General features: G+C 66.6%; 25 protein-coding genes and 1 tRNA gene. 13 read left to right on the top strand and 13 right to left on the bottom strand.

What is annotated here, in order from left to right:
- Nucleotides 1-57: 57 nt before the first annotated feature.
- The 7 genes from prmC to lysA form a co-directional block, all read right to left on the bottom strand.
- Complete coding sequence (gene prmC, locus ACTQ49_RS00860; RefSeq protein WP_441825944.1) at nucleotides 58-894, bottom strand: peptide chain release factor N(5)-glutamine methyltransferase; 837 nt, start codon at nucleotides 892-894, stop codon at nucleotides 58-60.
- 5 nt (nucleotides 895-899) lie between these two features.
- The gene (gene prfA / locus ACTQ49_RS00855) at nucleotides 900-1,973 is read right to left on the bottom strand and encodes a peptide chain release factor 1 (RefSeq protein ID WP_441825943.1); all 1,074 of its coding nucleotides are present in this window, start codon (nucleotides 1,971-1,973) and stop codon (nucleotides 900-902) included.
- An 87-nt stretch (nucleotides 1,974-2,060) separates the two neighbouring features.
- Nucleotides 2,061-2,270 carry a 50S ribosomal protein L31 gene (gene rpmE, locus ACTQ49_RS00850; RefSeq protein WP_441825942.1) on the bottom strand — a complete coding sequence of 70 codons (210 nt, stop codon included), beginning with the start codon at nucleotides 2,268-2,270 and terminating at the stop codon, nucleotides 2,061-2,063.
- 130 nt (nucleotides 2,271-2,400) lie between these two features.
- On the bottom strand, nucleotides 2,401-4,365 hold the full coding sequence (rho, locus tag ACTQ49_RS00845) for a transcription termination factor Rho (RefSeq protein ID WP_441825941.1): 1,965 nt from the start codon (nucleotides 4,363-4,365) through the stop codon (nucleotides 2,401-2,403).
- Nucleotides 4,366-4,726: 361 nt separating this feature from the next.
- Nucleotides 4,727-5,626, bottom strand: a complete 900-nt coding sequence (gene thrB, locus ACTQ49_RS00840; RefSeq protein WP_441826044.1) for a homoserine kinase — start codon at nucleotides 5,624-5,626, stop codon at nucleotides 4,727-4,729.
- A gap of 16 nt (nucleotides 5,627-5,642) precedes the next feature.
- Nucleotides 5,643-6,974, bottom strand: coding sequence for a homoserine dehydrogenase (locus ACTQ49_RS00835; RefSeq protein ID WP_441825940.1), 1,332 nt, complete (start codon nucleotides 6,972-6,974; stop codon nucleotides 5,643-5,645).
- A gap of 65 nt (nucleotides 6,975-7,039) precedes the next feature.
- On the bottom strand, nucleotides 7,040-8,443 hold the full coding sequence (gene lysA, locus ACTQ49_RS00830) for a diaminopimelate decarboxylase (protein ID WP_441825939.1): 1,404 nt from the start codon (nucleotides 8,441-8,443) through the stop codon (nucleotides 7,040-7,042).
- Nucleotides 8,444-8,582: 139 nt separating this feature from the next.
- Between lysA and ACTQ49_RS00825 the strand changes: the two genes are divergently transcribed.
- From ACTQ49_RS00825 to ACTQ49_RS00805, 5 genes are all read left to right on the top strand, one after another.
- Nucleotides 8,583-8,657, top strand: a tRNA-Arg gene (locus ACTQ49_RS00825).
- A gap of 87 nt (nucleotides 8,658-8,744) precedes the next feature.
- Nucleotides 8,745-10,115 carry a glycosyltransferase 87 family protein gene (locus ACTQ49_RS00820; protein WP_441825938.1) on the top strand — a complete coding sequence of 457 codons (1,371 nt, stop codon included), beginning with the start codon at nucleotides 8,745-8,747 and terminating at the stop codon, nucleotides 10,113-10,115.
- A 37-nt stretch (nucleotides 10,116-10,152) separates the two neighbouring features.
- The gene (locus ACTQ49_RS00815) at nucleotides 10,153-11,463 is read left to right on the top strand and encodes a glycosyltransferase 87 family protein (protein WP_441825937.1); all 1,311 of its coding nucleotides are present in this window, start codon (nucleotides 10,153-10,155) and stop codon (nucleotides 11,461-11,463) included.
- Between the two features lie 70 nt (nucleotides 11,464-11,533).
- On the top strand, nucleotides 11,534-15,340 hold the full coding sequence (locus ACTQ49_RS00810; protein ID WP_441825936.1) for a multifunctional oxoglutarate decarboxylase/oxoglutarate dehydrogenase thiamine pyrophosphate-binding subunit/dihydrolipoyllysine-residue succinyltransferase subunit: 3,807 nt from the start codon (nucleotides 11,534-11,536) through the stop codon (nucleotides 15,338-15,340).
- Nucleotides 15,340-15,516, top strand: a complete 177-nt coding sequence (locus tag ACTQ49_RS00805; RefSeq protein WP_441825935.1) for a DUF6104 family protein — start codon at nucleotides 15,340-15,342, stop codon at nucleotides 15,514-15,516. Before ACTQ49_RS00810 ends, ACTQ49_RS00805 begins: the two co-directional genes overlap by 1 nt.
- Nucleotides 15,517-15,639: 123 nt before the next feature.
- Here ACTQ49_RS00805 and ACTQ49_RS00800 read toward each other — a convergent pair whose 3' ends face one another.
- Nucleotides 15,640-16,035 carry a hypothetical protein gene (locus ACTQ49_RS00800; RefSeq protein WP_441825934.1) on the bottom strand — a complete coding sequence of 132 codons (396 nt, stop codon included), beginning with the start codon at nucleotides 16,033-16,035 and terminating at the stop codon, nucleotides 15,640-15,642.
- Between the two features lie 187 nt (nucleotides 16,036-16,222).
- Between ACTQ49_RS00800 and ACTQ49_RS00795 the strand changes: the two genes are divergently transcribed.
- Nucleotides 16,223-16,474 carry a WhiB family transcriptional regulator gene (locus tag ACTQ49_RS00795; RefSeq protein ID WP_094764718.1) on the top strand — a complete coding sequence of 84 codons (252 nt, stop codon included), beginning with the start codon at nucleotides 16,223-16,225 and terminating at the stop codon, nucleotides 16,472-16,474.
- Nucleotides 16,475-16,561: 87 nt separating this feature from the next.
- On the opposite strand, the gene ACTQ49_RS00790 is transcribed toward ACTQ49_RS00795, so the two are convergent.
- Nucleotides 16,562-18,022, bottom strand: a complete 1,461-nt coding sequence (locus ACTQ49_RS00790) for a sensor histidine kinase (RefSeq protein ID WP_441825933.1) — start codon at nucleotides 18,020-18,022, stop codon at nucleotides 16,562-16,564.
- Between the two features lie 137 nt (nucleotides 18,023-18,159).
- Here ACTQ49_RS00790 and ACTQ49_RS00785 point away from each other — a divergent pair, with 137 nt between their 5' ends.
- Entirely contained in the window at nucleotides 18,160-18,234 is a 75-nt protein-coding gene (locus ACTQ49_RS00785) for a 50S ribosomal protein bL37 (RefSeq protein WP_420177056.1), read from the top strand.
- A 77-nt stretch (nucleotides 18,235-18,311) separates the two neighbouring features.
- Here the strand turns inward: ACTQ49_RS00785 and ACTQ49_RS00780 are convergent, their stop codons facing one another.
- The 3 genes from ACTQ49_RS00780 to ACTQ49_RS00770 all read right to left on the bottom strand — a co-directional run bounded on the left by ACTQ49_RS00780 (nucleotide 18,312) and on the right by ACTQ49_RS00770 (nucleotide 20,185).
- On the bottom strand, nucleotides 18,312-18,575 hold the full coding sequence (locus ACTQ49_RS00780; protein ID WP_441825932.1) for a zf-HC2 domain-containing protein: 264 nt from the start codon (nucleotides 18,573-18,575) through the stop codon (nucleotides 18,312-18,314).
- A complete protein-coding gene (locus ACTQ49_RS00775) occupies nucleotides 18,568-19,251 on the bottom strand; it encodes a sigma-70 family RNA polymerase sigma factor (RefSeq protein ID WP_441825931.1) in 684 nt (227 codons plus the stop codon). Before ACTQ49_RS00775 ends, ACTQ49_RS00780 begins: the two co-directional genes overlap by 8 nt.
- A 151-nt stretch (nucleotides 19,252-19,402) precedes the next feature.
- Nucleotides 19,403-20,185 carry an SOS response-associated peptidase gene (locus ACTQ49_RS00770; RefSeq protein ID WP_441825930.1) on the bottom strand — a complete coding sequence of 261 codons (783 nt, stop codon included), beginning with the start codon at nucleotides 20,183-20,185 and terminating at the stop codon, nucleotides 19,403-19,405.
- 141 nt (nucleotides 20,186-20,326) lie between these two features.
- On the opposite strand from ACTQ49_RS00770, the gene ACTQ49_RS00765 reads away from it, so the two are divergent.
- From ACTQ49_RS00765 to ACTQ49_RS00745, 5 genes are read left to right on the top strand one after another with little or no spacing between them, the layout of a single operon-like run.
- Nucleotides 20,327-20,908, top strand: coding sequence for a DoxX family protein (locus ACTQ49_RS00765; RefSeq protein WP_441825929.1), 582 nt, complete (start codon nucleotides 20,327-20,329; stop codon nucleotides 20,906-20,908).
- A 22-nt stretch (nucleotides 20,909-20,930) separates the two neighbouring features.
- Entirely contained in the window at nucleotides 20,931-22,256 is a 1,326-nt protein-coding gene (gene aroA, locus ACTQ49_RS00760; protein ID WP_441825928.1) for a 3-phosphoshikimate 1-carboxyvinyltransferase, read from the top strand.
- Nucleotides 22,253-23,275: a ribosome small subunit-dependent GTPase A gene (gene rsgA, locus ACTQ49_RS00755; RefSeq protein WP_441825927.1), complete on the top strand. Its 1,023-nt coding sequence runs from the start codon at nucleotides 22,253-22,255 to the stop codon at nucleotides 23,273-23,275. The genes aroA and rsgA overlap by 4 nt, the downstream gene beginning before the upstream one ends.
- A 27-nt stretch (nucleotides 23,276-23,302) precedes the next feature.
- Nucleotides 23,303-24,103 carry an inositol monophosphatase family protein gene (locus ACTQ49_RS00750; protein ID WP_441825926.1) on the top strand — a complete coding sequence of 267 codons (801 nt, stop codon included), beginning with the start codon at nucleotides 23,303-23,305 and terminating at the stop codon, nucleotides 24,101-24,103.
- Between the two features lie 27 nt (nucleotides 24,104-24,130).
- Nucleotides 24,131-24,745 (top strand): response regulator transcription factor, encoded by a 615-nt coding sequence (locus tag ACTQ49_RS00745; RefSeq protein ID WP_441825925.1) that lies wholly within the window; start codon nucleotides 24,131-24,133, stop codon nucleotides 24,743-24,745.
- 11 nt (nucleotides 24,746-24,756) lie between these two features.
- On the opposite strand, the gene ACTQ49_RS00740 is transcribed toward ACTQ49_RS00745, so the two are convergent.
- A complete protein-coding gene (locus tag ACTQ49_RS00740; protein WP_441825924.1) occupies nucleotides 24,757-25,971 on the bottom strand; it encodes a sensor histidine kinase in 1,215 nt (404 codons plus the stop codon).
- Between the two features lie 247 nt (nucleotides 25,972-26,218).
- Between ACTQ49_RS00740 and ACTQ49_RS00735 the strand changes: the two genes are divergently transcribed.
- Nucleotides 26,219-26,539, top strand: a complete 321-nt coding sequence (locus ACTQ49_RS00735) for a hypothetical protein (RefSeq protein WP_441825923.1) — start codon at nucleotides 26,219-26,221, stop codon at nucleotides 26,537-26,539.
- Nucleotides 26,540-26,583: the final 44 nt, after the last annotated feature.

The raw sequence follows: 26,583 nt of genomic DNA, 5'->3' as shown, positions 1-26,583 counted from the left end.
CATCCTGCCATGGCACCGCAGACGGGCCCGTTCGTGACAGGCTGGCCCGTTCGTGAGTCAGCGACGCCGCGCGGTCACGAAGCGCGGACGAGAGGCCAGGTCCCGCTCGTCGCGGACCTGGCCGAAGGATCCCTGTTCGACGAAGACCTGGGGCGCCGATTCAGCCTGGACCTCGGCATGCTCACTGCACACCCACCCGCCTGGCTGCAGCAGACGCGCAGCCACGTCGGCCACCACCCGCGTGGCGTCCAGTCCGTCGTCACCGGACCACAGGGCCAACGCCGGGTCGTGATCACGAACGTCGGCAGCCACCGACTCCCAGGCCTCGAGGGGGATGTAGGGCGGGTTGGCGATCACCAGGTCCACATGGCCATCCAAATGGTGCAAGGCGTCAGCCATGTCTGCGTGAACCAGCGTCACGTCCGTCCCGGCCAGATTGCGCGCGCACCAGTCATGGGCCCGTTCATCGAGCTCGACTGCATGCTGCTTCGCACTGGGCAGTTCGGCCGCGATCGCCTTGCTGATGGCCCCCGAGCCTGCGCACAGCTCCACCACGACGGGCTCCGGCACGCAACGGAGCTGCTCCAGCGCCCACCCGACCATCACTTCTGTCTCCGGCCGCGGAATGAAGACCCCCGGCCCCACAGCCAGGCGGACCGTGCGGAAGAAGGCCTCACCGGTGAGGTGTTGCACCGGGATGCCCTCTCCGCGGCGCCCCACCAGCAGCTCGAGCTCAGCCACCTGTTTTGAGGTGAGGTCGTCGGCCATAGGCAGCTCACGCGGTTCGCGGCCGACGCAGTGGGCCACCAGGATGCGCGCCTCAGCCGCTGGCGAAGGGCTCCCCAGTTCGGCAAGCCGCCCCTGGGCCCATCGGACGGCCTGTCCCGGACGCATGCCGCTCACTGCTCGCCCGAGTGCTGCAGCCGCTCGGCCAGGTCAGCGGCCCGGAGCGCCTCCACCACGGGTCCGAGATCGCCGTCGAGGACCTGGTCCAGGTTGTGCGCCTTGAACCCGATCCGATGGTCGGCAATCCGGTTCTCCGGAAAGTTGTACGTGCGGATGCGCTCACTGCGGTCCACCGTGCGCACCTGGGACTGACGAGCGGCAGACGCATCGTTGGCTGCCTGTTCCTCCGCCAGGGCCACCAGGCGGGCCCGCAGGATTCGCATCGCCTGCTCCTTGTTCTGCAACTGGGAGCGCTCGTTCTGGCAGGTCACCACCACCCCCGTCGGCAGGTGCGTGATCCTGACCGCGGAGTCTGTGGTGTTGACTCCCTGACCGCCCTTGCCCGACGCTCGGTAGACGTCGATGCGCAGGTCATCCTCGCTCACGTCCACCTCATCCTGGTCGTCCAGATCCGGCATCACCAGGACGCCCGCCGCGGAGGTGTGGACGCGGCCCTGGCTCTCGGTGACCGGGACCCGCTGGACCCGATGGACGCCACCTTCGAACTTCAGCGCACCGTAGGGGGTCTCGTCAGTGCCCTGGGGCGCCTTCACGGCGACCGTGACGCTCTTGTAGCCGCCCAGGTCGGTGGTCTGCTCGTCGAGCACCTCCACCTTCCATCCCTTGTGTTCAGCAAAGCGGCCGTACATGCGCAGCAGGTCGCCGGCGAACAGCGCCGACTCCTCACCCCCTTCGCCGGACTTGATCTCCAGCAGGGCGTCCAGGTCGTCGTGGGGGTCTCGTGGCGCCAGCAGGCGGGCGAGCCTCTCCTCCACCGTCTGCAGACGTGCGCGCAGGTCCTGTGCCTCCGCCTTGAAGGAGGGGTCCTCATCCGCAAACTCATCGGCCGCCGTCAGGTCCTCGGCCAGTTGCTCGCGCTCGGCCAGCGCCTTCACGATCGGGGTCAACTGGGCATAGCGGCGTCCGACCTTGCGGGAGCGTGCCATGTCTGCGTGGATGGCGGGATCGGCCATCTGCCGCTCCAGGTCGGCGAACTCGTGGCGAAGGCCCTCGGCCTGTTCGAACATTCGTGGGTCTCTTCCCTCAGGGCGTCCGGGTAGAAAAAACGAGCGCTGGGGGCAGGTCTCCCTGCCGCCCAGCGCTCGTCGAAGAAGTTACTTCTTCTTGGCGTAACGACGCTCGAAGCGGGCCACGCGACCACCGGTGTCGAGGATCTTCTGCTTGCCCGTGTAGAACGGGTGGCAGGCGGCGCAGACATCGGCGCTCATGGTGCCCGACGTGTTGGTGCTCTTGGTGGTGAACGTGTTGCCACAGGTGCAGGTCACCGTGGTCTCCACATACTCGGGATGAATTCCCTGCTTCATGTCATGTCTCCTAGGTCTGTGTGCACCGGGTCGCCTGACATGGACGTTGGGCGTGAACCGGCACCGACGATCAAGTATGCCGCGTGCGGCCCGCGACACCAAACCGGCGCCGGGATCGCCGCGGACGGGATCACTCTGCGTTGGGCGTGGTCTTGCTGATCTGGACCAGGAATTCAGAGTTGTTCTGGGACTTGCGCATCTGCTTGAGCAGCATCTCCAATGCCTGCTGGTCATCCATGCCGGACAGCACGCGGCGCAGCTTCCAGATGATGGCCAGCTCCTCGCGGCCCAACAGCAGCTCCTCGCGACGAGTGCCCGAGGCATCCACGTCGATCGCGGGGAAGATGCGCTTGTCGGCCAGATTGCGCTTGAGGCGCAGCTCCATGTTGCCAGTGCCCTTGAACTCCTCGAAGATCACCTCGTCCATCTTCGAGCCGGTCTCGATCAAGGCGGTTGCAAGGATCGTCAGCGAGCCGCCGTTCTCGATGTTGCGGGCCGCGCCGAAGAACTTCTTCGGCGGGTAGAGCGCTGCCGAATCGACACCGCCGGACAGGATGCGACCGGAGGCCGGTGCGGCCAGGTTGTAGGCACGACCCAGACGGGTGATGCCGTCGAGGAGGACGACGACGTCATGCCCCAGTTCCACCAGCCGCTTGGCGCGTTCGATGGCCAGCTCACTGATCGTGGTGTGGTCACCGGCGGGACGGTCGAAGGTGGAGGCGATGACCTCGCCGGAGACGGTCCGCTGGAAGTCCGTGACCTCCTCGGGGCGCTCGTCCACCAGCACCACCATCAGGTGCACCTCGGGATTGTTCGAGGTGATGGCATTCGCGATGTTCTGCATGATCATCGTCTTGCCTGCCTTCGGCGGGGAGACGATCAGGCCGCGCTGGCCCTTGCCGATCGGGCTGACCAGATCGATGATGCGGCCCGTCATGTTGGTGGGGCCGTTCTCGAGCCGCAGACGCTCCTGCGGGTAGAGCGGGGTGAGCTTGTTGAAGTCCGGGCGGTTCTTCATCTGCTCGGGGTCGACGCCATTGATCGTGTCCAACCGCACGAGAGGGTTGTACTTGTCCTTGCGCTCCCCCTCCTTCTGCTGACGGATGGCACCCGTGACCACGTCACCACGGCGAAGTCCGTACTTGCGGACCATGCCGAGCGAGACGTAGGCGTCATTGTTGCCCGGCAGGTAGCCGGAGGTCCGGACAAAGGCATAGTTGTCCAGCACGTCCAGGATGCCGCCGATGTTGAGCAGGACGTCGTCCTCGCTGATCACCGGCTCGGCATCGTAGCGATCCATGTTCTGGCCACCACGGTTGCGACGGTTGCCGCGGTCACGCTGGCGGCGACGTCGACCACGGCGTCCGCTGCCGGATCCGTCGTCGTCGAAGTCCCGGGAATTGCCCTGGTTCTGGTTGCCCTGGTTCTGGCCGGCATTTCCACCATTGGTACTGCCACCATTGCCGCCGTTGCCACTGCCACCGTTGCTGTTGCCACCGTTGCCAGCCTGACCGCCAGAGGACTGGTTGGCACCCTGACCGCCGTTGCTCGACGGCTGGGGCTGGTGGCCGGCACCGTTCTGGTCATCCCCGTTGCCGCGGCGGCGACGCTGGCGACCGCTCTGGTTGCTGAGTTCTGCCAGTCGCGCACCCACCTCAGCGGAGACATCGGCATCGCCCGCAGCGCCGCTGGTTGCGGACTCCCCCGCGGCCGGCGCTGCCTCGGTGGGCTGAGTGCGGCGCTGACGACGCTGTCGCTGCTCCGTCTGGGGCTGCGCCGTCTGGGGCTGGGAGTCGCTTGCCCCCGAAGCGGACTCGTCCGAGGACTGCTGGCGCGCCTGTGAACGGTTCTGTTCTGGGGCCGATGAGCTGGTGGAGGCGTCATCGCCCTGGTTGGCGGGTTTGCGGGTACGACGCTGCGCCGACGCGGAGCTGTTGCTGCCCCCGGCAGCAATCGCTGCCACGATCTCGGCCTTCTTCAGGCCGGTGGTCCGGATGCCCATCGAGGAGGCGATCGCCTTCAACTCGGGCAGCTTCTTGGCCGACAGACCGCCTGCCGTCTGGCCACCGGCCGCTTCGGCCACGTTCTCAGTCACTGGTTTCCTTTCGCGACCCGGGCGCGGGATGGGGTGGCAGCACGACGCTTGCCGGAATCGCCCGGATTCGAATCAGGTCGGGACTGCCCGTGCCGAAGACGCGCGACAGTTCACATGTGCTTCCCGGACTGCGGCTCAAACGGAGTTCTCACTGCCCTCCGCGCGTTCCACCATGGGTGGAAAATCATCGACACGAAAGATGTGGGCAGTTCGTCTCCGACCCGACTCCGGGGTGGAGGAGGCACCTGACCTGTGAGGTGCGAGTGGCGCACCGTTGGTGACCACTGTCCCCAAAGGCTAGCACCCCTGCGGCCGTCGCCACCACGCACGACCCACCGCGGGGTGCGACTTGGGCCCATCTTCAGCTCGAGCTGGTCTCCAGACGAACACCCGAACCGATCGCCAGGTCATGCCGGACAAAACCGGTCTGGACCACCTCGTCCACCCGGGCGAAGTGGGCATCCGTGCCGATCGCCAGGACCGTGGGCCCGGCACCAGAGACCACCGCCGGAACCCCCACCGCCCGCAGATCGCGGATCAATGCGGCGGACGGTTCCATCAACGGCGCCCGCTGGGGCTGGTGCAGTCGGTCCACGGTGGCAGCCATCAGGCGCGCGGGATCCTGGGTGAGGGCGTGCACCAGCAGAGCAGAGCATGCGGCCTGCGCGACGGCGTCAGCGCGTGGGATGCTGCCAGGCAGCACAGCCCGCGCATCCGCGGTGCGAACCTCGAAGGACGGCACCCACGCGATGCAGCTCAGGCCCGCGGCGGGAGCCAGACGGACCACTTGGGTCGACTCCTCACTCCAGGCCAGCACGATGCCACCCAGCACGGCCGCGCACGCATTGTCCGGGTGCCCCTCCCACTCGGTGGAGCGCTCGCAGAGCCAGTCCAGGTCCAGATCCTCACCGGGGTGGACCAGTGCCCATGCCAGCGCGAGCCCGGCCACGATGGCCGCGGCCGAGGACCCCAGTCCGCGGCTGTGCGGCACCACATTGTGGGCACTCAGACGCAGTCCCGGTGCGCTCGCACCCAGCTCGTCGAGAGCCTGGGTGAGCACCCGGACCACGAGGTGGGAGCCGTCGCGCGGCACCTGCTGCGCGCCCTCGCCGGTGATGTCGAAGTCCAGACCCGACGCGATCACCTCGACACCGAGACGGTCGCGCATCTCCACGGCCAGCCCCATGCAGTCGAAGCCGGGGCCGAGGTTGGCACTGGTGGCCGGCACGCTCACCTGGGCCCGCGCGCCCACCGGGAGCATCATGCCGTCAGGCACCTCAGCGACCCTCGACGCGAATCACGGAGACCTCGCCCCGGATGAACGGGCGGGACTCGAGCTCGGTGATGACCCCCTGGATGTCCGATTCGCGGGCCTCGTGCGTGCTCAATGCCAGGACTGCCGTGGCCACCCCCGACTCGTCGGCGGCCTTGGCCACCTGGTCGACGGTCTGGACGGAGACATTGTGACTGGCGAAGACCGACGCCGCAGCGGCCAGAACTCCGGGCTCGTCGACGACCTCCACACGCACGAAGTAGCCGGTGGTGACCTCACTCATCGGCGAGATGGGGCGCTTCGCGTAGACGGACTCCCCCGGACCGGCCACCCCGCGCACCCGATTGCGAGCAACGGTGACCAGGTCACCCATCACAGCCGACGCGGTGGGGGCGCCGCCGGCACCCGGGCCCATGAACATCAGACGTCCGGCCTCGCGGGACTCCACGAAGATGGCGTTGTAGGCACCGCCGACACTGGCCAATGGGTGCTGGGCCCCCACCATGGCGGGATGCACCCGGACGCTGACCTCCCCGGAATCGGTGGCCTTCAGGATCGCCAGCATCTTGACGACGCAGCCCAGCTTGCGAGCGGCCTGGATGTCCTCCGCGGTGATCCGGGTGATGCCCTCACGGTAGACATCGGCACCACGCACGCGGGTGTGGAAGGCCAGGGTCCCCAGGATGGCAGCCTTCGCTGCTGCGTCATAGCCCTCGACGTCGGCGGTCGGATCTGCTTCCGCGTAGCCCAATTCCTGGGCCTGGGCCAGCGCATCGTCGAAGTCCGCGCCGGTGGTGGTCATCTGGTCGAGGATGTAGTTGGTGGTGCCGTTAACGATGCCCATCACGGCGGTGATCTCGTCACCGACCAGCGATTCGCGCAGCGGGCGGACGATCGGGATAGCCCCGGCAACCGCCGCCTCGAAGTAGATGTCGACGCCCTGCTGTTCGGAGGCGCTGAACAGCGCTTCCCCGTCCTGGGCCAGAAGGGCCTTGTTCGCCGTGACCACGGAGGCACCGTTCTCGATCGCCTTGAGGATCAGGGTGCGCACGGGCTCGATCCCGCCCACCAGCTCCACCAGGATGTCCAGGTCGCCACGGGCGACGAGCGCTTCGGAATCCGTGGTGAACAGGGCGGGGTCCAGACCCGCGAAGTCACGGTCGAGGGAGCGCACCGCAATCCCGACCAGCTCGAGACGACGGCCGATCCGGCTCGCCAGGTCATCGGCCTGTTCGGTGATCACACGGGCCACCTGGCTGCCGACCACACCACAGCCGAGCATGGCCACCTTGAGCGGGGGCAGGGCATTGGGATCCGGGGTTTCAAGCCTGTTCATCATCAGTCCTTTTGTGGGTTGACGGGAGAATATGGGGTCTGGGATGGGGCCGCCGCGAGCGGGCGTCACTCGCCGACGTCGAGACGCATCAGGTCGTCGAGCGTCTCCCTGCGCAGCATGGTGCTGGTCTGCCCATCGCAGACGCTGACCACGGCAGGCTTGGTGATCATGTTGTAGTTGCTGGCCATGGCGCGGCAGTAGGCACCCACGGCGGGCACCGCCAGCAGGTCACCCGGCTTGATGTCGGCCGGCAGGAAGACGTCGCGGACCAGGATGTCACCACCCTCGCAGTGCTTGCCGACCACCCGACACATGACGGCGGAGGCCTCGGAGGAGCGGGAGACCAGGGCGGCCGAGTACTCCGCCGCGTAGAGGGCCGGCCGAATGTTGTCGCTCATACCGCCGTCGACGCTGACATAGACACGGCTCAGGCCACCATCCACGTCGACGACCTTCACGGTGCCCACCTCGTAGAGGGCCAGACCCGCCGGGCCGCTGATGGCACGTCCCGGTTCAATCGACATGGTCGGGATCGCGATGTTGTACCCACGGGCCTCGTGCGCGACGATCTCGCGCAGGCTCGCGGCCAGGGCATCAGGCGTGGCGGGGGTGTCGGCGGACGTGTAGGCGATGCCGAAGCCGCCCCCCAGGTCGAGTTCGGGAAGCTCGGTGCCGGACGCCGCGGCGAACTGGGCCATCAACTTCATCGTGCGTCGCGCCGCCACCTCGAAACCGTGGGTGTCGAAGATCTGCGAACCAATGTGGGAGTGCACGCCCAGGAGCTCGATGTGCTCGCTGTAGTGGCAGCGCACCATCGCCACCATGGCCTGCCCGTTGGCGATGCTGAAGCCGAACTTCTGGTCCTCGTGCGCCGTGGCGATGTACTCGTGGGTGTGCGCCTCCACGCCCGTGGTCACCCGAACCATCACCCGAGCGGTCCAGCCGTTCTCCTTGCACAGGTCCTCGATGCGGCCGATTTCGTCCAGGGAGTCGACGATGATCCTTCCGACGCCACGGGACAGCGCCAGTGAGAGCTCCTCGACGGACTTGTTGTTGCCGTGCAGGCCAATCCTCGCCGGGTCCATGCCACCCGCCAGCGCCACCGTGAGCTCTCCCCCACTGCAGACGTCCAGGTAGAGCCCTTCCTCATGGATCCAGCGGGCCACCCGCCGCGTGAGGAAGCTCTTGCCGGCGTAGTAGACCTGCCAGCCCTCGAAGGCGTCGCGGAAGTCACGCGCGCGTTGGCGGAAGTCCTTCTCGTCGAAGACATAGGTGGGCGTGCCCTCTTCGTGGGCGAGGTCCACCAGACTCCGTCCGCCGACGCTCACCACCCCGTCATCGCCGCGGACAACGGTGCTGCTCCACAGGGCAGGGTCCAGGGCATTGAGATCGTCCGGCCGTTCGAGCCACTGCGGGCCGGCGGCGGTTGCGTCGGCGTGGATGGAACCGGCGACATGGGTGTGCGTCATGTCCCGAATCCTCTCAGACCTCCTGTGGAAGGACGAACACATTCCATCCGCTGACACCCGCCGCAGCAGCGTCTGCGCAGCGCGTGTCACGAGACCCGTCCCGAGCCTGCTAGGGTGTTCCCTGCCCCTGTTGGGGCTGGCCCCCGTAGCTCAGGGGATAGAGCACCGCCCTCCGGAGGCGGGAGCGCAGGTTCGAATCCTGCCGGGGGCGCCATCATCACCAGGACCCAGTCATCACCCGGACCGGTGGTGCGACAGTCAAGTCAGTCGTCGCGGGCGCGGCCCGCCTACCGGGGGTCACGTGAGCGAGAAGAGAACCGTCGTCACGCCGCCAGGCGCCACTGAGCGCAGATTCTTCACCCCGTCGAGCCCGTGGCGGTCCTGGTGGGACTCCGAGCGGTTGAACGATCCTCGACTGATGCTGAGGGTGTGGGTCATCAGCAGGGTCGTCCTCTTCCTGGAATGGGCGGCGATGCTGTTCACCCTGGGAGACACGCGCTACTACTACGAGAACATCTCGACGATGGACCTCTACGGCCCAGAGGCGACCATGATCGAGTACCCCACCCCCGTGCTGTGGTTGTTGAAACTGCCGGACCTGTTCAGCTTCGGGCACCGGTGGGCGTATGTGGCGGCCTTCTTCCTCCTGATGTTCCTGGTGGACGCCCTGTTCAGCTGGACGCTGTGGCGCGAGGGTGGCCGTCTGCGTGGCAAGGCGATCGCCTTCTGGTCTGCCTTCGTCCCCCTGGTGGGAACCACCGCGTACCTGCGCTATGACATCCTCACCGCAGTGCTCGCGGGGTGGGCACTGCTGCTGCTGCGCAAGCACCGCCCCACCGCAGCCGGCGCCATGGTGGGCATCGGCGCCGCCCTGAAGCTCTGGCCGGCGCTGCTGTGGCCCGCCCTGTTCGCCGGCACGCCCCGGGAGGTCAACCGCCGCAATCGTCGTTGGACGACCATCGGATTCTGGGGTGCCGGCTGCGGACTGGCGCTCGCCAGTCTGCTGTGGGCCGGGTGGGACCGGCTGGTCTCCCCGTTGGGCTGGCAGGGTCACCGAGGACTGCAGATCGAGAGCGTCTGGGCCAGCATCCCGATGATCGGACGCCTCGTGGATCCGCACTCCTACTGGGTGGCGGTCAGCGACTTCAATGCGTGGGAGATCTCGGGCCCGGGAACCGACGCCTTCCAGCAGGCGTCGACGGTGGCCACCGCCATCGGCCTGCTCGGCGCCGTGGCGGCCTACGTCGTGTGGGTCCGACGTCCTGAACAGCGACTCATCGAGGGCGCCGCCCTGATGCTGTTGGTGGTCTACGTGATGATCGTCACGAACAAGACCTTCTCCCCGCAGTACATCATCTGGGTGGGCGGTCCGCTGGCCGCCGGCTGGGCCATGGCCAGTGAGGGAGTGCGCGGCAGCCACCAGGCCCGCTGCGACGAGCACCATCTGGCCGAGATCAGTGAGTGGACCCTGCTGGTGAGCCTGCTCACCCAGGTGATCTATCCCATCGGGTATGCGTCGCTGGTCGGGCACCGCCCTGGCATGATCGCCGCCACCGGTGTTCTCGTGGCGCGCAACCTTCTCCTGTGCTGGACGTTGTACGTTGTCTGCGCCTGGATCTGGAGCTTCCTCTTCCCTCGCGACGAGCCCCAGGGTCTGGATCCGGCCAGCTGACATCGTCGAGCCTCGAAAGGCACCGGACTCCCAGATCATGAGCACTCCGAGCACGTCCCGAACCGACAGCCCCTCGGCAGACGCCTTGCGGCGCCTCGTGACCCACCCGGTGGCCTGGATCGCACTCTGGATCGTGTCGCGGGGATGGATGCTGCGCCAGTGGACGATGCACCAGCAGTACATCGTCAACGACGTGAAGTACTACTTTGCGCAGCTCAACCAAAGCGGCGGCTATCCGGTGACCCTGCGCGAGTACCCGATGCCCGTGGTGTGGCTCCTGGATCTGATGCGCTGGCCCGCCGACACCAATGTCAACGTCTACGTGATCGTCTTCGCCCTCCTGATGGCCATCCTCGACCTTGGTTTTGCGGTGTGGCTGTGGACGGAGGGTTCCCGAACGGCGGCCATCTACTGGTCCGCCTTCACCTTTGCCATGGGACCCCTGATCTGGTTCCGCTATGACCTGCTGGCCGGAGTCGTCGTCGGTGCCGCCGTGCTCCTGGTGGCCCGGCGCCCTCGACTCAGCGGCTCATTGCTGGCCCTTGGCGCCGGCATCAAGCTGTGGCCAGCATTGCTCCTGGCAGGATTCGTGGGGCACGAGCCCCAGTCGCGTCGACGCACCATCCACTTCTGGGCCACGGGTCTGGGCCTAGCCTTCCTGTCCCTGCTCACGGCCGGATTCACCCGACTCTTCTCGCCCCTGGGATGGCAGTCGGAACGAGGGCTGCAGATCGAGAGCGTGTGGGCAACGGGTCCGATGGTGCTGCGCTCGCTCGGTGGGCCCGAGCAGACGGCAGGCGCCGATGCACGCTGGCAGGTCCAGATGTCCCCCTTCAATGCCTACGAGATCACCGGTCCGGGGATTGAGGGTTTGCTGAACCTTGCCAGCATCGCCATGGGTCTCGGCGTCCTGTTCGCGATCCTGACCGGCTGGCTGTTCTGGCGCCGTCCGATGGAACCCGCCACTCGGGCGCTGGCCTGTCTGGCGCTGGTCCTGGTGATGATCTCCGCCAACAAGGCCCTCTCGCCCCAGTACATGGCCTGGCTCGGAGCGGTCAGCGCTGCATGGTTGGCACTGACCCCCGCGGGACGTGATCGCAACCGTGCGCTCGTGGTCTGCGGGATCTGTCTGGTGCTGTCCGCCGCCACCCAGACGATCTACCCGCGTCGATACGGCGAACTGCTGTCAGCCGATCCCTCGAACACCTGGGTGACCTGGACACTGTTGCTGCGCAATGTGGGTCTCGCCAGTCTGACACTGTTGACCATCTGGTGGACGCTGTCCGCACTCCTTTCCCATCGGTTTGCCCAAGCCACCGGTGGAACGACTAACATCAACCCCAGGTAGGCACAGGGGCCTGCCGCAGGCCAACACACACCGGAAGAAGGCGATGGTGGCCCGGGCCACCGACACACACATGTCCCACAAAGACCCCTCAAGCGACTTCGGCGCCAACGACTGGCTGATCGAGGAAATGTTCGAGCAGTACAAGGCCGACCCGAACAGCGTCGATGCCACGTGGGCTGCCTACTTCGAGAAGAACAAGCCGGCAGGTGACACTGCGGCCTCGAAGCAGCCCAAGCCTGCTCCCTCGCAACCGTCGGCTCCTGCCCCGAAGGCCGCCACCCAGCAGCCCGCCACCCAGAAGGCCGCGGCCCCGGCCGCCAAGCCCGCCACTGAGAAGACCCCTGAGAAGGGCTCCGATGCGTCCGCCGCGCAGCCCGCTGCCACGAAGGTCGAGCAGCGTGAGGTCCGCACCGAGGCCCCGGCAACCCCAGGTCATGCCTCGGGCCTGAGCGCCAATGCCCCGAACCCCGCCAACCGCCCCAAGACCGAGAAGCAGGAGCCGAAGCGCTCGGTCATGAAGGGTGTCCCGATGCGTACGGCCAAGGCCATGGACGCCTCCCTGTCCATGCCGACGGCCACCACCGTGCGCTCGGTGCCGATGAAGCTGGTCATCGACCAGCGCACGGCCATCAACAACTTCCTCAAGCGCTCCAAGGGTGGCAAGGTCAGCTTCACCCACATCATCGGCTTCGCCATGATCCAGGCGCTCAAGGCGATCCCCGCCATGAACAATGGCTACGACGAAGAGAACGGCAAGCCCGTCCTTGTCGAGAACCCGTCGATCAACCTGGGCCTGGCCATCGACCTGGTCAAGCCCGACGGCACCCGCAACCTCGTCGTCCCCGCCATCAAGGGCTGTGAGCAGCTCGACTTCATGCAGTGGTGGGCCGCCTATGAGGAGGTCGTGAAGAAGGGGCGCGAGGGCAAGCTCGGAGTCGACGACTTCCAGGGGGTCACCGCCTCGCTGACCAACCCCGGTGGTCTGGGCACCAACCACTCGGTCCCCCGCCTGATGAACGGTCAGGGCGTGATCCTGGGCGTCGGCTCGATCGACTACCCCCCGGAATTCCAGGGCACCAGCGAGAGCAGGATCAACGAGCTGGGCGTCAGCAAGATCATGACGCTCACCTCCACCTATGACCACCGCGTCATCCAGGGTGCTCAGTCGGGTGAGTTCCTGCGCAAGATCCACCAGCTGCTGCTGGGCGAGGACGGCTTCTACGACAAGATCTTCGAGAGCCTGCGCATTCCCTACCCGCCGCTGCGCTGGGACACCGATGTCAGCGCCCACCGCTACAGCCAGGTCCCCAAGGAGGCTCGCGTCGTCGAGCTGATCCAGGCCTACCGTAGTCTGGGCCACCTGATGGCGGACACCGATCCGCTGGAGTACCGCCAGCGCAGCCACCCCGAGCTGGAGCTCGAGGCCCACGGGCTGACCGTGTGGGACCTGGATCGTCACTTCGCCATCGGCACCTTCGCTGGCGAGAGCCGCAGCTACATGACCCTGCGCGAGATCCTCGACATCCTGCGTGACTCCTACTGCCACACCATGGGCATCGAGTACATGCACATCTCGGACCTGGAGCAGCGCAACTGGTTCCAGGACAAGTTCGAGAAGCCGCACACGCCGCTGCCCCGCGAGGAGCACCTGCGCATCCTCGACAAGCTCAACGAAGCGGAGATCTTCGAGACCTTCCTGCAGACGAAGTTCGTCGGCCAGAAGCGCTTCAGCCTCGAAGGTGGCGAGTCCACCATCGTGCTGCTGGACGAGATCTGCGAGCTCGCTGCCGACCAGCACCTCAGCGAGGTCTGCATCGGCATGCCGCACCGCGGCCGTCTGAACGTGCTGGCCAACATCGCCGGCAAGAGCTACGGCCAGATCTTCCGCGAGTTCGAGGGCAACATCGGCGTCGCAGGTGGTCAGGGTTCGGGTGACGTGAAGTACCACCTGGGCATCGAGGGCAAGTTCAGTGCCGCGAGCGGCAACACGATCAGCACCTCGGTGGCGGCCAACCCGTCGCACCTGGAGACCGTGGACCCGGTGCTGGAGGGCATCACCCGAGCAAAGCTGGATCGTCTGCCCAGCGCGCTCAATGGCGGCGAGGGATACCCGGTGCTGCCGATCCTCCTGCACGGAGACGCGGCCTTCGCCGGCCAGGGCGTCGTCTACGAGGTGCTGCAGATGAGCCAGCTGCGCGGCTACCGCGTGGGCGGCACCGTGCACATCGTGGTCAACAACCAGGTGGGCTTCACCACGTCCCCGGTCGAGTCGCGCACCAGCGTCTACTGCACCGATGTGGCAAAGGTCATCCAGGCTCCCGTCATCCACGTGAACGGTGACGACCCGGATGCCTGCGTCCGGGCTGCCCGAATCGCCTTCGAGTACCGCCAGCAGTTCAACAAGGACGTCGTGATCGACCTGGTCTGCTACCGCCGTCGCGGCCACAACGAGGGCGATGACCCGAGCTTCACCCAGCCCAACATGTACGACCTCATCGAGCAGAAGCGATCCACCCACAAGCTGTACACGGAGAGCCTGATCGGCCGTGGCCTCATCACCACCGAGGACGCCGAGGACGTGATGAACCGCTTCCGCGCCCGCCTGGAGGACGTCTTCAAGGAGGCCAAGCAGCTCTCCGGTGACGACGACGAGTACACGCGCGTGCCCTACTACCCCACCAAGCCGAACGAGAATGCCGGCACGGCCATCAGCCAGGACATGATGGATGCGGTGGCCCGGGTGCACGCAGAGATTCCCGAGGGCTTCACCGGCCACCCGAAGGTGCTGCCGCAGCTGGCCCGCCGTGCCAAGCAGATCAAGGAGGGCCCGATCGACTGGGCCACCGGCGAGCTGCTGGCCATGGGTTCGCTGCTGATGGAGGGACGCCCGGTCCGCCTGACCGGCCAGGACTCGCGTCGTGGCACCTTCAGCCAGCGCTTCGGTGCGATCGTGGACCGGAACACCAACGAGGCCTACGTGCCGCTGAAGCACCTCAGTGATGACCAGGCCAGCTTCGACATCTACGACTCGCTGCTGAGCGAGTACGCGGTGCTGGGCTTCGAGTACGGCTACTCCGTGGCTGCTCCCGAGGCACTGGTGATGTGGGAGGCCCAGTTCGGTGACTTCGTCAACGGCGCCCAGAGCGTCTCCGACGAGTACATCTCCTCCGGATTCGTGAAGTGGGGCCAGAAGTCGGGCGTCGTCCTGCTCCTCCCCCACGGCTATGAGGGTCAGGGACCGGACCACAGCTCGGCCCGCATCGAGCGGTGGCTGCAGCTTTGTGCCGAGAACAATCTGGCGGTCTGCCAGCCCTCGACGCCGGCCAGCCACTTCCACCTGCTGCGTCAGCACGCCTACGTGAACTGGCACCGCCCGGTGGTCATCGCCACGCCGAAGTCGATGCTCCGCAACAAGCTGGCCACCAGCCAGCCGGAGGATTTCACCAATGGCACGTGGCGTCCGGTGCTGGCCGATCCCACGATCACCGACCCGAGCGCTGTGGAGAAGGTTCTCCTCTGCTCCGGCAAGGTGCGCTGGGAGCTGGTGCAGGCCCGCGCCAAGGCTGGTCTGGACGGCAAGGTGGCCATCATCCCGCTGGAGCGGCTGTACCCGCTGCCTGCCGAGGAGTTGGCCAACGAGCTCAAGGCCTATGGGCACGTCAACGACATCCGCTGGGTGCAGGACGAGCCCGAGAACCAGGGCCCGTGGCCCTTCCTGGCGCTCAACCTGCCGGCGGCCGTGAAGGAGTACCTGCCGTCGCGCGATCTCGAGATGCGTGTCATCAGCCGCCCGGCTGCTGCCGCGCCGTCGGTGGGATCGCATGGTGTCCACATGGACCAGGAGCGTGACCTGATGGCGCGCGCCTTCGCCGACTGATGTACTTCACCGATCGTGGCCTGGAGGAGCTGGCCTCCCGTCGTGGAGACGAGGAGGTCAGCTTCGACTGGCTCGCCGAGCAGATGCGCACCTTCGTGGACCTGAACCCAGAGTTCGAGGTTCCGGTGGAGCGGCTGGCCACCTGGCTCGCCAGGCTCGACGACGAGGACGACTGAGCGCTTCTTCGCGGCCCGCACCGGGGCACGAGGCGAGCAACGTTGAGACACGCACTGGGGCGGGGCTCCTGGATCATTCCAGAGGCCCCGCCCCAGTCGCTCGTGTGACGATCCGGAGGTTTCTCAGACGCTGACCTTCAGTTCGTCGAGATGGACCTTGCCCGCTGCGATGGCGGTGACTGCCGCCACCGCCGCGAAGATCCAGAGCCACCAGGCGTCGGAGCCCTTGGCCGTGGAACCGGCGACGAAGGTATGCAGGACCGCCGCGGCGGCGATCAGGCCATTGGCGATGCCCCCCAGTCCCTTGACGGACAGCCAGGCCAACCCCAGCAGGGCACAGGCGTAGAGGATCAGCATCACCGCGATGCCGGCGGAGAAGATCCCGTTGTTCACCACCAGCGATCCGATGCCGACCACCAGGAATAGAACCGCGGCGATGATCGTTCCACCGATCGCCAGCTTTCGTGATGTCAGGTTCCCTGACGAGGACGGATGGCTCATGCTGTCGATTTCGGACACCCGCTAACTCTATGTGGGTTTTCGACGAGTGTGAGCCAATCCCTTGTCATCCGGCCCACTAGTTGCCACACTCATCTAGGCTGGTTTCTCGGTCGTCCGTGGACCCTGCCCTGGTTGCCCGCCGCCAACCCCTCACCCGGGGCGTGCCGGACTGCGACCCGTTCACTTTTTCTAAGGAGTACAACTGATGGATTGGCGCCACAAGGCCGCCTGCCTCACCGAGGACCCCGAGCTCTTCTTCCCGATCGGGAACACCGGGCCGGCCATCCTCCAGATCGAGGAGGCCAAGAAGGTCTGCCGCCGCTGCGAGGTTCGCGAGCAGTGTCTGGCCTGGGCCATCGAGGCCGGACAGGACCACGGGGTCTGGGGCGGACTGAGCGAGGACGAGCGTCGCGCCATGAAGCGGCGCCAGGCGCGTTCCCGCCTTCGCAACTCCTGACCCAAGAATCCACTCACCTGCTGCTCAATGACGACAGCCGCCCGGGAATACGGGCGGCTGTCGTCATGTGCCGCCGTCGGGCAGTGATCACCAGCGTCTGGTCGGAATCGTGATCCGGGCCCTGGCCCCTTGGCCATCCTCACGATTGGTCAGCTCGAAGCCTCCGCCCAGATCCTGTGCAAGAGTCCCGACGATCGACAGCCCGAGGCTGTTCGTGTTGGTCATGTCAAAGCCATCGGGCAGTCCCGCCCCGGCATCGAGCACGTCCACGACGAGTTCCTCGGCTGAGCGCTGCGGCCGTACGACAACCACGCCCGAGGAAGAGTCCAGGCCGTGCTCCACGGCATTCTGGCAGAGCTCGGTCATCACCAGGGAGAGTGAGGTGGCCGCTCCGGCAGGCACCAGACCGAAGCTACCTTCACGTCGCCCGATCACTTTTCCGGATGAAGCGGACACGTCGCCCACCATCTTGAGGATCCGATCGGCGACGTCATCGAAGTCGACCTCCTCGTCAAAGGACTGTGACAAGATCTCGTGCACCACCGCGATGGCCGAGACCCTGCTCATGGCCTCCTTGAGTGCGCCGCGGGCCTCGTCGGACTGGATTCGGCGCGACTGCAGGCGCAGGAGCGCCGCGACGGTCTGCAGGTTGTTCTTCACCCGGTGGTGAATCTCCCGGATGGTCGCGTCCTTGGTGACCAGCTGGCGCTCCTGGAGCCGCAAGACGGTCGTGTCTCGACACAGGACCAGGGTCCCGACCATCTCGCCGTCGGACACCAGGGGGATGATCCGCAGCCGGACGCTGGCCCGAGAATTGGCCACCTCGTGCTCCAGGACGCGACGAGCGGACAGGTCGGTCCCGACGCTCTGCCCCACCTCCTGCAGACCGTCGACGAGACTCTGGGTCAAGGCGCGGAAGTGTTCGCCCTCCACGTCGCCCAGGTGCCCCAGACGCCGATAGGCGGACACGGCATTGGGGCTGGCGAAGTTGATGCTGCCCAGCGGAGAGAGCGACATCAGCCCATCGCCCACCTTGGGGCTGAAGGTCTGGTCACTGGGTGGGGAGATGGGGAACTCTCCGTGGTGCAACATCTCGACCAGGATGTCGGCGACCTCCAGATAGGTGTCCTCCAGCGCGCCGGGGGCGCGGACGCCCATCTGGTTGGTGTGCCGCTCCACCACCCCGATGCAGTGACCGTCCCGCAGGATCGGGATGGCCTGCACGTCCACAGGGATTCCGGCGCTGAGCTTGTTGTCGCTGGTCTCGCAGATGGACTCGGACAGGTAGGCCGAGGTGACCAGGTGCTCGGGATCGTAGGCAATGTCGTCGCCCACGACGTCGTCCTCCAGCGCCGTCGGCCCGGTCTTGGGGCGGATCTGCGCCGCGGCCCAGAAGATGTTGTCGTCCCCATCCGGAACCCACAGGATGAGATCGCTGAAGCTCACGTCGGCCAGCAGGTGCCACTCGTTGACCAGGCCGGACAACCAGGCCCTGTCCGCCTCCCCGAGAACGGTGTGATCCTTGACGACCTGTGACATCGAGAGCATGCCCACTACCCTAGCCAGCGCGCCGATTTGGCGTCCCCGGGGCCCCGGGTGGAATAATCGTGTCTCGTGCCCGGCGCAGCCGGGAGCGCGGCACCGCGGGTGCCGTCGCTGACCAAAGACCTGGATGAGGAGTCGTCATGAGCAAGCGTGGACGCAAGCGTCGCTCTCGCAAGAACAATGGCGCGAATCACGGCAAGCGTCCCAACGCCTGATTCCGCACCACAGAGCAACAACACATTCAGCCCTCGACCGTCTGGTCGGGGGCTGAATCGTGTGTGGGGCGCGTAGGTCAGGAATCCTGTTCGCCGCGCATGGTCACCGACAGTGAGACGATGCGCATCCGCAACTCGGAGCTGGCGTGCGTCGGAGGACAGCAGCGCCGCACGAGCGCGCTGATGGCCTGTTCCACGTCGAAGTTCTCCAGACACTTCTCACAGGCGTCCAAGTGCAGGCGAATCAGGTCCTCGTCGTGCTCATCGAGTTCGCCGTGCAGAAAGGCCTGCACCTGCCCCAGTGCTCGCACACACGCATCCTCCTCGTGCAGCTCACTCATTCGAGTCACCTGCCGAACGCACGATGCCTTCGCGACGGGCGTGGTCGGCGAGCTTGGCGCGCAGCTGCGAGCGACCCCTGTTCAGCCGAGACATGACGGTACCGATCGGAGTGCCCATGATCTCGGCGATCTCCTTGTAGGCGAAGCCTTCGACATCGGCCAGGAGGACCGCGGTACGGAAGTCCGGCGACAGCGAGTTCAGTGCCTCGAGGACCGCGCCGTCCGGAATTCGGTCGAGCGCCTCCATCTCCGCTGAACGCAGTCCGGTCGAGGTGTGGGACTCGGCCTGGGCGAGCTGCCAGTCCTCGACATCGGCCCCGCCGGTGGTCTGCGGCTGTCGCTGCGCCTTGCGGTAGCTGTTGATGTAGGTGTTGGTGAGGATGCGGTACAGCCACGCCTTCAGATTGGTGCCCGGCGTGAACTGGTGGAAGGAGCTGAAAGCCTTGGCGTAGGTCTCCTGCACGACGTCCTCGGCGTCGGCGGGATTACGAGTCATCCGCAGGGCGGCGCCGTACAGCTGGTCGAGGTAGACCATGGCGTCGCGCTCGAAACGTGCGGCCCGCTGCTCGTCAGTCTCCTCGCTGGCGAAGACCTCCTCGAGCTCGCCGATGGGCGTGGTGGACTGCTGGTCCGCGGCGGCGTCCAGCTCGTCATGGGTTGCACCTGGAAGAGTCATCACGTACGACAGTACCGAATCCTGCGGCGACGTCGCGGCGGCGTGCCCTTGCACTGGTCGTTCGAGGAGCTTCATCACGACTGGGGAACGCACCGTGCCGGGATCTTTATTCCGCGCCCGGCCGAAGCGACGTGCGGTCGGCCGCCGCCGATCAGGCGAGCAGCGTGGGGGCATCGCCGCCGTCGGGCAGGGGTTCGACCAGGTTCGGCGAGTCATTGCGCACCTGCCCCACGAGGGGTGAGACGGGGTGCGCGGTCATCTCGTCCGGTGCCGGGGCATGCAGCAGGTCGTGCACCGCCAGCGGATCGTTCAGGTCTGGGTCCAGCCAGTCCTGCCAGTCTCGACGCCGTACCTGCATGGGCATCCTGTCGTGGATCCGGCCCAGGGCGTCACTGGCCTGGGTGGTGATGACGGTGCAGGTGGTGAGCCAGGCGTCGGGGTGCTCTGCGGGCAGGGCGGGATCACGCCAGAACTCGTAGAGCCCGGCCATCACCATGAGCGGGACGTCGTCGTGACCAGCCACCGGGTGGATCCAGTACGGCTGCTTGGTGGGACGTCCAGTGCCGCTGTCAGCGGGGCGGGTGTACCACTCGTAGTAGCCGTCGGCGGGCAGGAGACAGCGTCGATGCGTGAAGGCCTTGCGGAAGGACGGTTTGCTGTCCACCGTCTCGCTGCGGGCATTGATCAGGCTGGCCGCCCGGCTGCGGTCCTTGGCCCAGCTGGGAACCAGACCCCAGCGGGGGCGCACGAGCTTGCGTCGCACCCCGCCCGTCACCCGGTCGTGACGCTCCACGATCGCCGGGACGGGATCGGTGGGCGCGATGTTGTACCGCGGCGCCAGCGGAGGGAGGCTCTCCAGCTCCACCACCTCGTCAACCTCGAAGGTCTCCACCAGCAGGTCCTGGCTCGCCGATGCCGCGTATCGCCCACACATGGTGTCCACGCTAGCGACTGGGCCCCCCTGCCAGCGACAGGGAGGTTGCCAGCGACAGGAATGTTGCCAGAGAAAGGGAGGCAGTTTCGCCCAGTGCGCAATCCCTTGTGACGCTCTCGGGTGCTCCGATAGGAAGGAAGCATGAACCTCACTCGTGCAGCCGGGCGAACCATGCTCGCCAGTTTCTTCGTTGTCAACGGCGCGAAGGCCGCGGCCAAGCCGGAATCGATGGTCGCGGACGCCGAGCCGATCGCTCGCAAGGTCGTGCCCCTGGTCCAGCAGGTGGCGCCCCCGAGCGTCGCCACCTATGTTCCCGAGGAGACCAAGACCCTGGTGCGCGCCACCGGCATCGCCCAGGTGCTCGGCGGTCTCGGTCTGGCCACCGGCCTGGGTCGGCGCCTCTCCGCAGGAGTCCTGGGCGCCTCGATGGTGCCCCACGTCCTGGCCTCGCGTCCTGCCAAGGGCGCGTCGGCTGAGGAGAAGACCGCCGCTCGCTCCCTGATGCTCCGCAATGTTGCCCTGCTGGGTGCCGCACTGATCGCCAGCCAGGACACGCAGGGCAAGCCGTCGCTCTCCTACCGCGCCAACAAGCAGGCCCAGGCCATCAGCAAGGCGGCCGCCAAGGAGAAGAAGCAGCTGGAGAAGCAGGCCAAGAAGTACGAGAAGCAGGGCCGCAAGCAGGCCGAACAGTTCGGCAAGCAGGTCGAGTCCCTCCTCTCGTGACCACACCTGCCACAATCGGGGCGTGACCACAGACGTGACGCCCCTGCACAGCCCGAACGAGCCCTGGCCGATTCCCGTCGCGCCAGGGTCGTTCCATGCCCGGGTGGAGGTCCCCGGCTCCAAGTCCGAGACCAACAGGGCACTGCTGCTCGCCGCCCTGGCCGATGGCCCCAGCACCATCACCGGAGCTCTGGACGCCCGCGACACCGCACTGATGCGCAGGGCGCTGGCGCAACTGGGGGTCGGCATCGAGGCCGACGGCGGCCGGGTTCAGGTGCATCCGCCGACAACCTTCCGGACGCCGGAGGATCCCATCGACTGCGGCCTGGCGGGTACCGTCATGCGCTTCGTCCCACCGCTGGCCGCGACGGCCGACGGCCAAACCCAGTTCACGGGGGATCCCGAGGCCAGCCAGCGTCCGCTCTCCCCCATCCTGGAAGGCCTGCGCCAGCTCGGCGCCCACGTGGAGGGCGACGCGATCCCCTGCACGGTGACCGGATCGCAGCACCTGGGCGGACGCGAGGTCACCATCGACGCCAGCGGATCCAGCCAGTTCGTCTCCGGCCTCCTGCTGGCCGGCGCCCGCTTCCCCAATGGCCTGCGGCTGCGTCATGTCTCGGACGAGGGCCGAGCCGTGCCCAGCCGTCCTCATGTGGACATGACCGTCGCCATGCTCCACGAGCGTGGGGTGAGCGTGCGAGAGGTGGAGGCCGACCTGTGGGAGGTGGAGCCCGGCCCCGTGCACGCCCTCGACCAACGCATCGAACCCGACCTGACCAGTGCCGCCGTCTTCCTGGCCGCCGCAGCCCTGACCGGTGGCAGCACCACCGTGCCCGGCTGGCCCGCGGACACGACCCAGGGCGGCGACCGGATTCGTGATGTGCTGACCCGGATGGGGGCGCACGTGGAGCTCGTCGGCGACGAGCTGACCGTCAGCGGATCCGGTGGGCTGGCCGCGATCGACGTGGACCTGCACGATTCCAGCGAACTGACCCCCGTGGTGGCGGCCCTGGCGCTGCTCGCCTCCGGAACCAGTGTGATTCGAGGTGTGGCCCACATCCGGGGCCACGAAACGGATCGACTGGCCGCACTGGAATCCGAGCTGGGCCGCGTCGGTGGCACGGTGCGGCAGACCGCCGACGGGCTGGAGATCGTCGGCGTGGGCCCCGCTGGAACGGGCCTGGTTCCCGCGCTGCTGCGCAGCTATGCCGACCACCGCATGGTGCACACCGCGGTCCTGCTGGGCCTGGTGGTTCCCGGGTGCCGAGTGGATGACGTGGCCTGCACCACCAAGACGATCAATGACTTCGACCAGCTGTGGACCGGCATGCTGGGGACCACCCGATGAGCCCGCGCGCCGTGCGGGGGGCGATGGGCCGCAACCTGCGCTCCGACGATCTGGAGAGCTTCGACCGTCCGGGAAAGCGGAGCCGCCCGCGTACCAAGGACCGCCCCGACTACTCCGAGCTGCCGATCGGCCGCGTGATCACCATTGACCGCGGCCGCTATCGCTGCCAGTTGGACGACGTGCTGGTCACCGCGACCAAGGCTCGGCAGCTGGGACGCAAGGGTGTCATCGTCGGTGACATGGTCCGGTTGGACGGGGATGTCTCCGGCGACGAGGGAACCCTGGCCCGAATCGTCGCGGTGGAGGAACGCAGAACCGTCCTGCGCCGGACCGCGGACGACACCGACCCGTTCGAACGTCCGATCGTCGCCAATGCCGACCAGATCATGATCGTCACCGCCCTGGCGGATCCGCCACCCCGGATGGGCATGATCGACCGGATCATGGTGGCCGCCTATGACGCCGGCGTCAGCCCGATCCTCTGCCTCACCAAGGCAGACCTCGCCTCACCCGACGAGCTGGTGGCCGCCTACACCCCACTCGACGTGCCGGTCGTGGTGACCGAACCGGGCGCTGACCTCTCCCCCGTCCGAGAGCTGCTCGCGGGGCACATCACCGTCTTCGTCGGCCATTCGGGAGTCGGCAAGTCCACCCTGGTCAACGCGCTGATCCCGGGGGTGAACCGCTCCACTGGCGTGGTCAATGACGTCACGGGACGGGGGCGGCACACGTCCACCAGTGCCATGGCACTGGAGCTGCCCGACGAGGACGGCTGGGTGATCGACACCCCCGGAGTGCGCAGCTTCGGCCTGTCCCACGTGACCCCCGAGTCCGTGCTTGCGGCCTTTGGCGACCTGCAACGCTTCACCGACGAGTGCCCGCGCGGCTGCCAGCACGGTGCCAATGATCCGGAGTGTGGCCTGGATGCTGCGGCGGCCCGCGGTGACCTGGGAGCTGCTCGGCTCGACAGCTACCGACGCATGTGGCAGGCAGGTCGCCTCAAGGAGTGGGAGCTCTGAGAGGCCGCACCCGCTAGTGTGGCCTGCATGGCGCCCCTGAATCGCGAGAACTACACCGATGACCTCCGGTTGGCCCACCTGCTGGCCGACAATGCGGATTCGATCACGATGAGCCGCTTCCGCTCCGGCGACCTTCGGATCGACACGAAGCCGGACATGACTCCGGTCTCCGATGCCGACATCGCCACGGAGGAGGCGATCCGGACGACGCTGGCCAAGGCCCGCCCCCGGGACGCCGTGCACGGTGAGGAGGGCGACGACACCGGGTGGGGTCCCCGCCGCTGGGTGATCGACCCGATCGACGGCACCAAGAACTATGTCCGTGGCGTCCCGGTCTGGGCGACACTGATCGCACTGATGGTCAACGACGAGGTCGTCGCCTCGGTGGTGAGTGCTCCTGCCCTGGGGCGACGCTGGTGGGCCAGCAAGGGCGACGGAGCCTACGCCGGAAAGACCTTGCTCAAGGGCGAGCGCATCCAGGTTTCCCGCGTCGGTGCCCTGTCGGACTCCTCCTTCAGCTACTCCTCCCTCGACGGGTGGATGACCTCGGGACGCGGCCAGAACTTCGTGAACCTGTTGCGCGAGAGCTGGCGCACCCGCGCCTACGGTGACTTCTGGAGCTACATGTTGGTGGCCGAGGGCGCTGTCGACGTCGCGAGTGAGCCCGAGCTGGCGCTGCACGACATGGCCGCCCTGGACGTCATCGTCCGCGAGGCGGGCGGCCGTTTCACGAACCTGGATGGTCAGGACGGTGTTGCCGGCCCGGGCGCCATCGCCACGAATGGTCTGCTGCACGAGGCTGCTGTGCACGCCCTGAGGCCCGACTAGCGCCACGACGAGGACTGAGGAAGCCCCGTGATCCGCGTTGGGGTGTGCGACAACGACCCCATGGTGCGAGAGTTGCTCGCCGCCTATCTCAGGACCGACCCCACTGTCGAGCTGTCAGGCAGCTACGGCTCCGGGCATGAGGTTGTCGAGCGCGCCTCCAAGGACGAGCTCGATGTTCTGATCCTGGATGTCCGGATGCCCACGATGAGTGGTCCCGAGGTTGCCGAACGACTTGCCACCCTGCACGAAGGCGTCCGAATCCTGCTCCTCACGTCCTATCCGTCGGATCTGCACAAGACCTGGCGACCCACCCCAAATGTCATGGGAACGCTCACCAAGGACCTGGCACCCGAGAGTCTGCTGGCAGCCATCCGTCTTGCCAACTCTTCCATCAGCACCACCTCACCCGCCTTTCGAAATTCCGCCAATATTTCGACATCCGGGTCGCAGCCGAAACACCCGGACCTCACGTCCCGGGAGCAGGAGATTCTGGACCTGTTGTGCAGAGGCGCCTCGAACCAAGAAATTGCAGCCACGCTCTTCCTGTCCGAATCAACTGTGAAGAAGGCGCTCGTCCGCCTGTGCCGACATTTCGGCGTGGCAAACCGGACTGCATTGGCCCTGCGGTACCTGAACCCCTGACGCGAGATCATTCATCCCAGCATGGGCACGGACAGCGCCAGCCGCCAATCAGGAGATTGAGACGAAACGGTCATGGTGCCCCCCGCAGCTTCAACACGATCCCGCATGCCGGTCAAGCCCACCCCCGGTCTGACCTCCCCAGTGGGTCGATGACACACATTGGTGACGCCCAGCTCGACAACCGTTTCCTCAACATTGATCAGCACGACGCACCCACCGGAGGGACTGCCGTGGCGGACAACATTGTTCACGGCCTCGCGGAGTAGCCGCGACAAGAGGTCACCCGTCGAGGAAGTGATCCTGCCAAGATCACCTTGGACCATCACAGATGACTCAAACCCGGCGCGCGCAAGCGCATCCTTGGAGTGGGCGAGCACGTTGTGAAAGGCCAGCAACGGCGGTGCCGCCTCCACCTCAAGGAGCGTCATCAGAGCACGCAATTGCATCGAGGCACGTCGAGCCCGTTCCGCCACCTGGCCCAGTGCCTCTGGGCCGCCAAGTTGTGGATCGACCCGCGCTCGTTCAGCAGTCATGACGATCAGCGAAAGGTCGTGAGCCACCGTGTCATGCAGCTCCGCCGCAATTTGGAATCGCTGCCTTTCGATCTCACCTTCAAGGAAGCTCACGCGCGAGGTGACCCATGCGGGAAGTAGCAGGCCAACGGCCCAGCAGATTGCATAGACAACGGCCCAGACAAGCAAGATATCCACATGGTCCGAGGCACTTGTTGCGTTCGGAATAGAGGCCCAGACTGCGTAGAGATAGCCAATGCCGGAAATCCCCACCCCCAAGGGGAATCCTCTGTTCTGGACCACGTGCACCACCTGGAGCATCGGGGCAACCAGCGTCATGGCAACGATCCTCGGGTCGACGAACCCCATCACCAACAGGCATCCGACAGCAGTCACCACGGGCCCACCACGCCAGCGCCAACCCGTGATCATCAGTCCGATGCACGGCAACGTGAGCAGGATCGGCCCTCGTGCTGGCATCACCCCCAGCCCCGGCCACACCTCGACACCCAGCACCATGAGACCCAACAAGGGGAACATCGCGCGTTCAGGTGAGTGACGCACAACCGCTTGCCATCGTTGTCCTCCCTGCACCCGATCAGTATCGCTTGCGGGGGGCTCGGGGGGCCGATCGGAGAAGATGTTTCTCCGATCGGGCACCGGTCTCTCCGCGAAGCGGTGCAGTACCCGGACCGCCCTCAGCATGGCAGCCATGAACACCAGTGATTGGACCATCCCGCGCACCATCGGCCTTGCAGTTTCCGGCGTCCTCTTGTTGTCATCGACCGTCTCTCCCACTGGCACCGCTGGGTGGTGCGATCGCTGGCCGTGGACCCCTGGGTGTGCCGCGACCAGTATCCGATCGGATACATCTTCGCCCCACCCTTTGCAGGTTCCCCCCCCTGGACTCCTTAGCCTCTGAACGGGCCCAATTCCCCCAACAAGAGTCAGGAGATTTGCAATGAAGCAATCCATTTCCACCCCAGTCAAGGCAGCTCTCATCGGGCTGCTCGCCGCGAGCGGCGCAGGAATCGCCGTGGGCTCGGCCCACGCAACGACCGTCGTCTGCGGGTCGCAGTCCTTCCAGACCGGCAATGGCGGGCGTGCCTTCGCCAACAACTGCAGCCACAACGAGGTGCGCGAGGTGCGCCTCGCCGCCAACTGTGACCTGTCGCCCAACTACGCCTATTCGCCCTACCAGGGCGGCCCCTTCAAGGGAGTGAACTTCTCGACGAACTCCTGCACCTTCGGAGTGGACTCGAGTGAGTTCCAGCACCGCTGATTCACATGTCCAACGGTGGTGGCGCCGGGCATGTCCCGGGCACC

The sequence above is a fragment of the Luteococcus sp. Sow4_B9 genome, assembly GCF_052116585.1.
In the GTDB taxonomy this organism is placed as follows: domain Bacteria; phylum Actinomycetota; class Actinomycetes; order Propionibacteriales; family Propionibacteriaceae; genus Luteococcus.
The sequence above is the reverse complement of the archived record's forward strand: the minus strand, read 5'-3'. Positions and strand labels throughout refer to the sequence as shown.

Bases quoted from the DNA above. Each gene is read 5' to 3' on its own strand.
- prmC (WP_441825944.1), bottom strand. From the start codon at position 894: ATGCGTCCGGGACAGGCCGTCCGATGGGCCCAGGGGCGGCTTGCCGAA.
- prfA (WP_441825943.1), bottom strand. From the start codon at position 1,973: ATGTTCGAACAGGCCGAGGGCCTTCGCCACGAGTTCGCCGACCTGGAG.
- rpmE (WP_441825942.1), bottom strand. From the start codon at position 2,270: ATGAAGCAGGGAATTCATCCCGAGTATGTGGAGACCACGGTGACCTGC.
- thrB (WP_441826044.1), bottom strand. From the start codon at position 5,626: ATGCTCCCGGTGGGCGCGCGGGCCCAGGTGAGCGTGCCGGCCACCAGT.
- ACTQ49_RS00835 (WP_441825940.1), bottom strand. From the start codon at position 6,974: ATGAACAGGCTTGAAACCCCGGATCCCAATGCCCTGCCCCCGCTCAAG.
- lysA (WP_441825939.1), bottom strand. From the start codon at position 8,443: ATGACGCACACCCATGTCGCCGGTTCCATCCACGCCGACGCAACCGCC.
- ACTQ49_RS00815 (WP_441825937.1), top strand. From the start codon at position 10,153: ATGAGCACTCCGAGCACGTCCCGAACCGACAGCCCCTCGGCAGACGCC.
- ACTQ49_RS00810 (WP_441825936.1), top strand. From the start codon at position 11,534: ATGTCCCACAAAGACCCCTCAAGCGACTTCGGCGCCAACGACTGGCTG.
- ACTQ49_RS00805 (WP_441825935.1), top strand. From the start codon at position 15,340: ATGTACTTCACCGATCGTGGCCTGGAGGAGCTGGCCTCCCGTCGTGGA.
- ACTQ49_RS00795 (WP_094764718.1), top strand. From the start codon at position 16,223: ATGGATTGGCGCCACAAGGCCGCCTGCCTCACCGAGGACCCCGAGCTC.
- ACTQ49_RS00790 (WP_441825933.1), bottom strand. From the start codon at position 18,022: ATGCTCTCGATGTCACAGGTCGTCAAGGATCACACCGTTCTCGGGGAG.
- ACTQ49_RS00780 (WP_441825932.1), bottom strand. From the start codon at position 18,575: ATGAGTGAGCTGCACGAGGAGGATGCGTGTGTGCGAGCACTGGGGCAG.
- ACTQ49_RS00775 (WP_441825931.1), bottom strand. From the start codon at position 19,251: ATGACTCTTCCAGGTGCAACCCATGACGAGCTGGACGCCGCCGCGGAC.
- ACTQ49_RS00770 (WP_441825930.1), bottom strand. From the start codon at position 20,185: ATGTGTGGGCGATACGCGGCATCGGCGAGCCAGGACCTGCTGGTGGAG.
- ACTQ49_RS00765 (WP_441825929.1), top strand. From the start codon at position 20,327: ATGAACCTCACTCGTGCAGCCGGGCGAACCATGCTCGCCAGTTTCTTC.
- rsgA (WP_441825927.1), top strand. From the start codon at position 22,253: ATGAGCCCGCGCGCCGTGCGGGGGGCGATGGGCCGCAACCTGCGCTCC.
- ACTQ49_RS00750 (WP_441825926.1), top strand. From the start codon at position 23,303: ATGGCGCCCCTGAATCGCGAGAACTACACCGATGACCTCCGGTTGGCC.
- ACTQ49_RS00740 (WP_441825924.1), bottom strand. From the start codon at position 25,971: ATGGCTGCCATGCTGAGGGCGGTCCGGGTACTGCACCGCTTCGCGGAG.
- ACTQ49_RS00735 (WP_441825923.1), top strand. From the start codon at position 26,219: ATGAAGCAATCCATTTCCACCCCAGTCAAGGCAGCTCTCATCGGGCTG.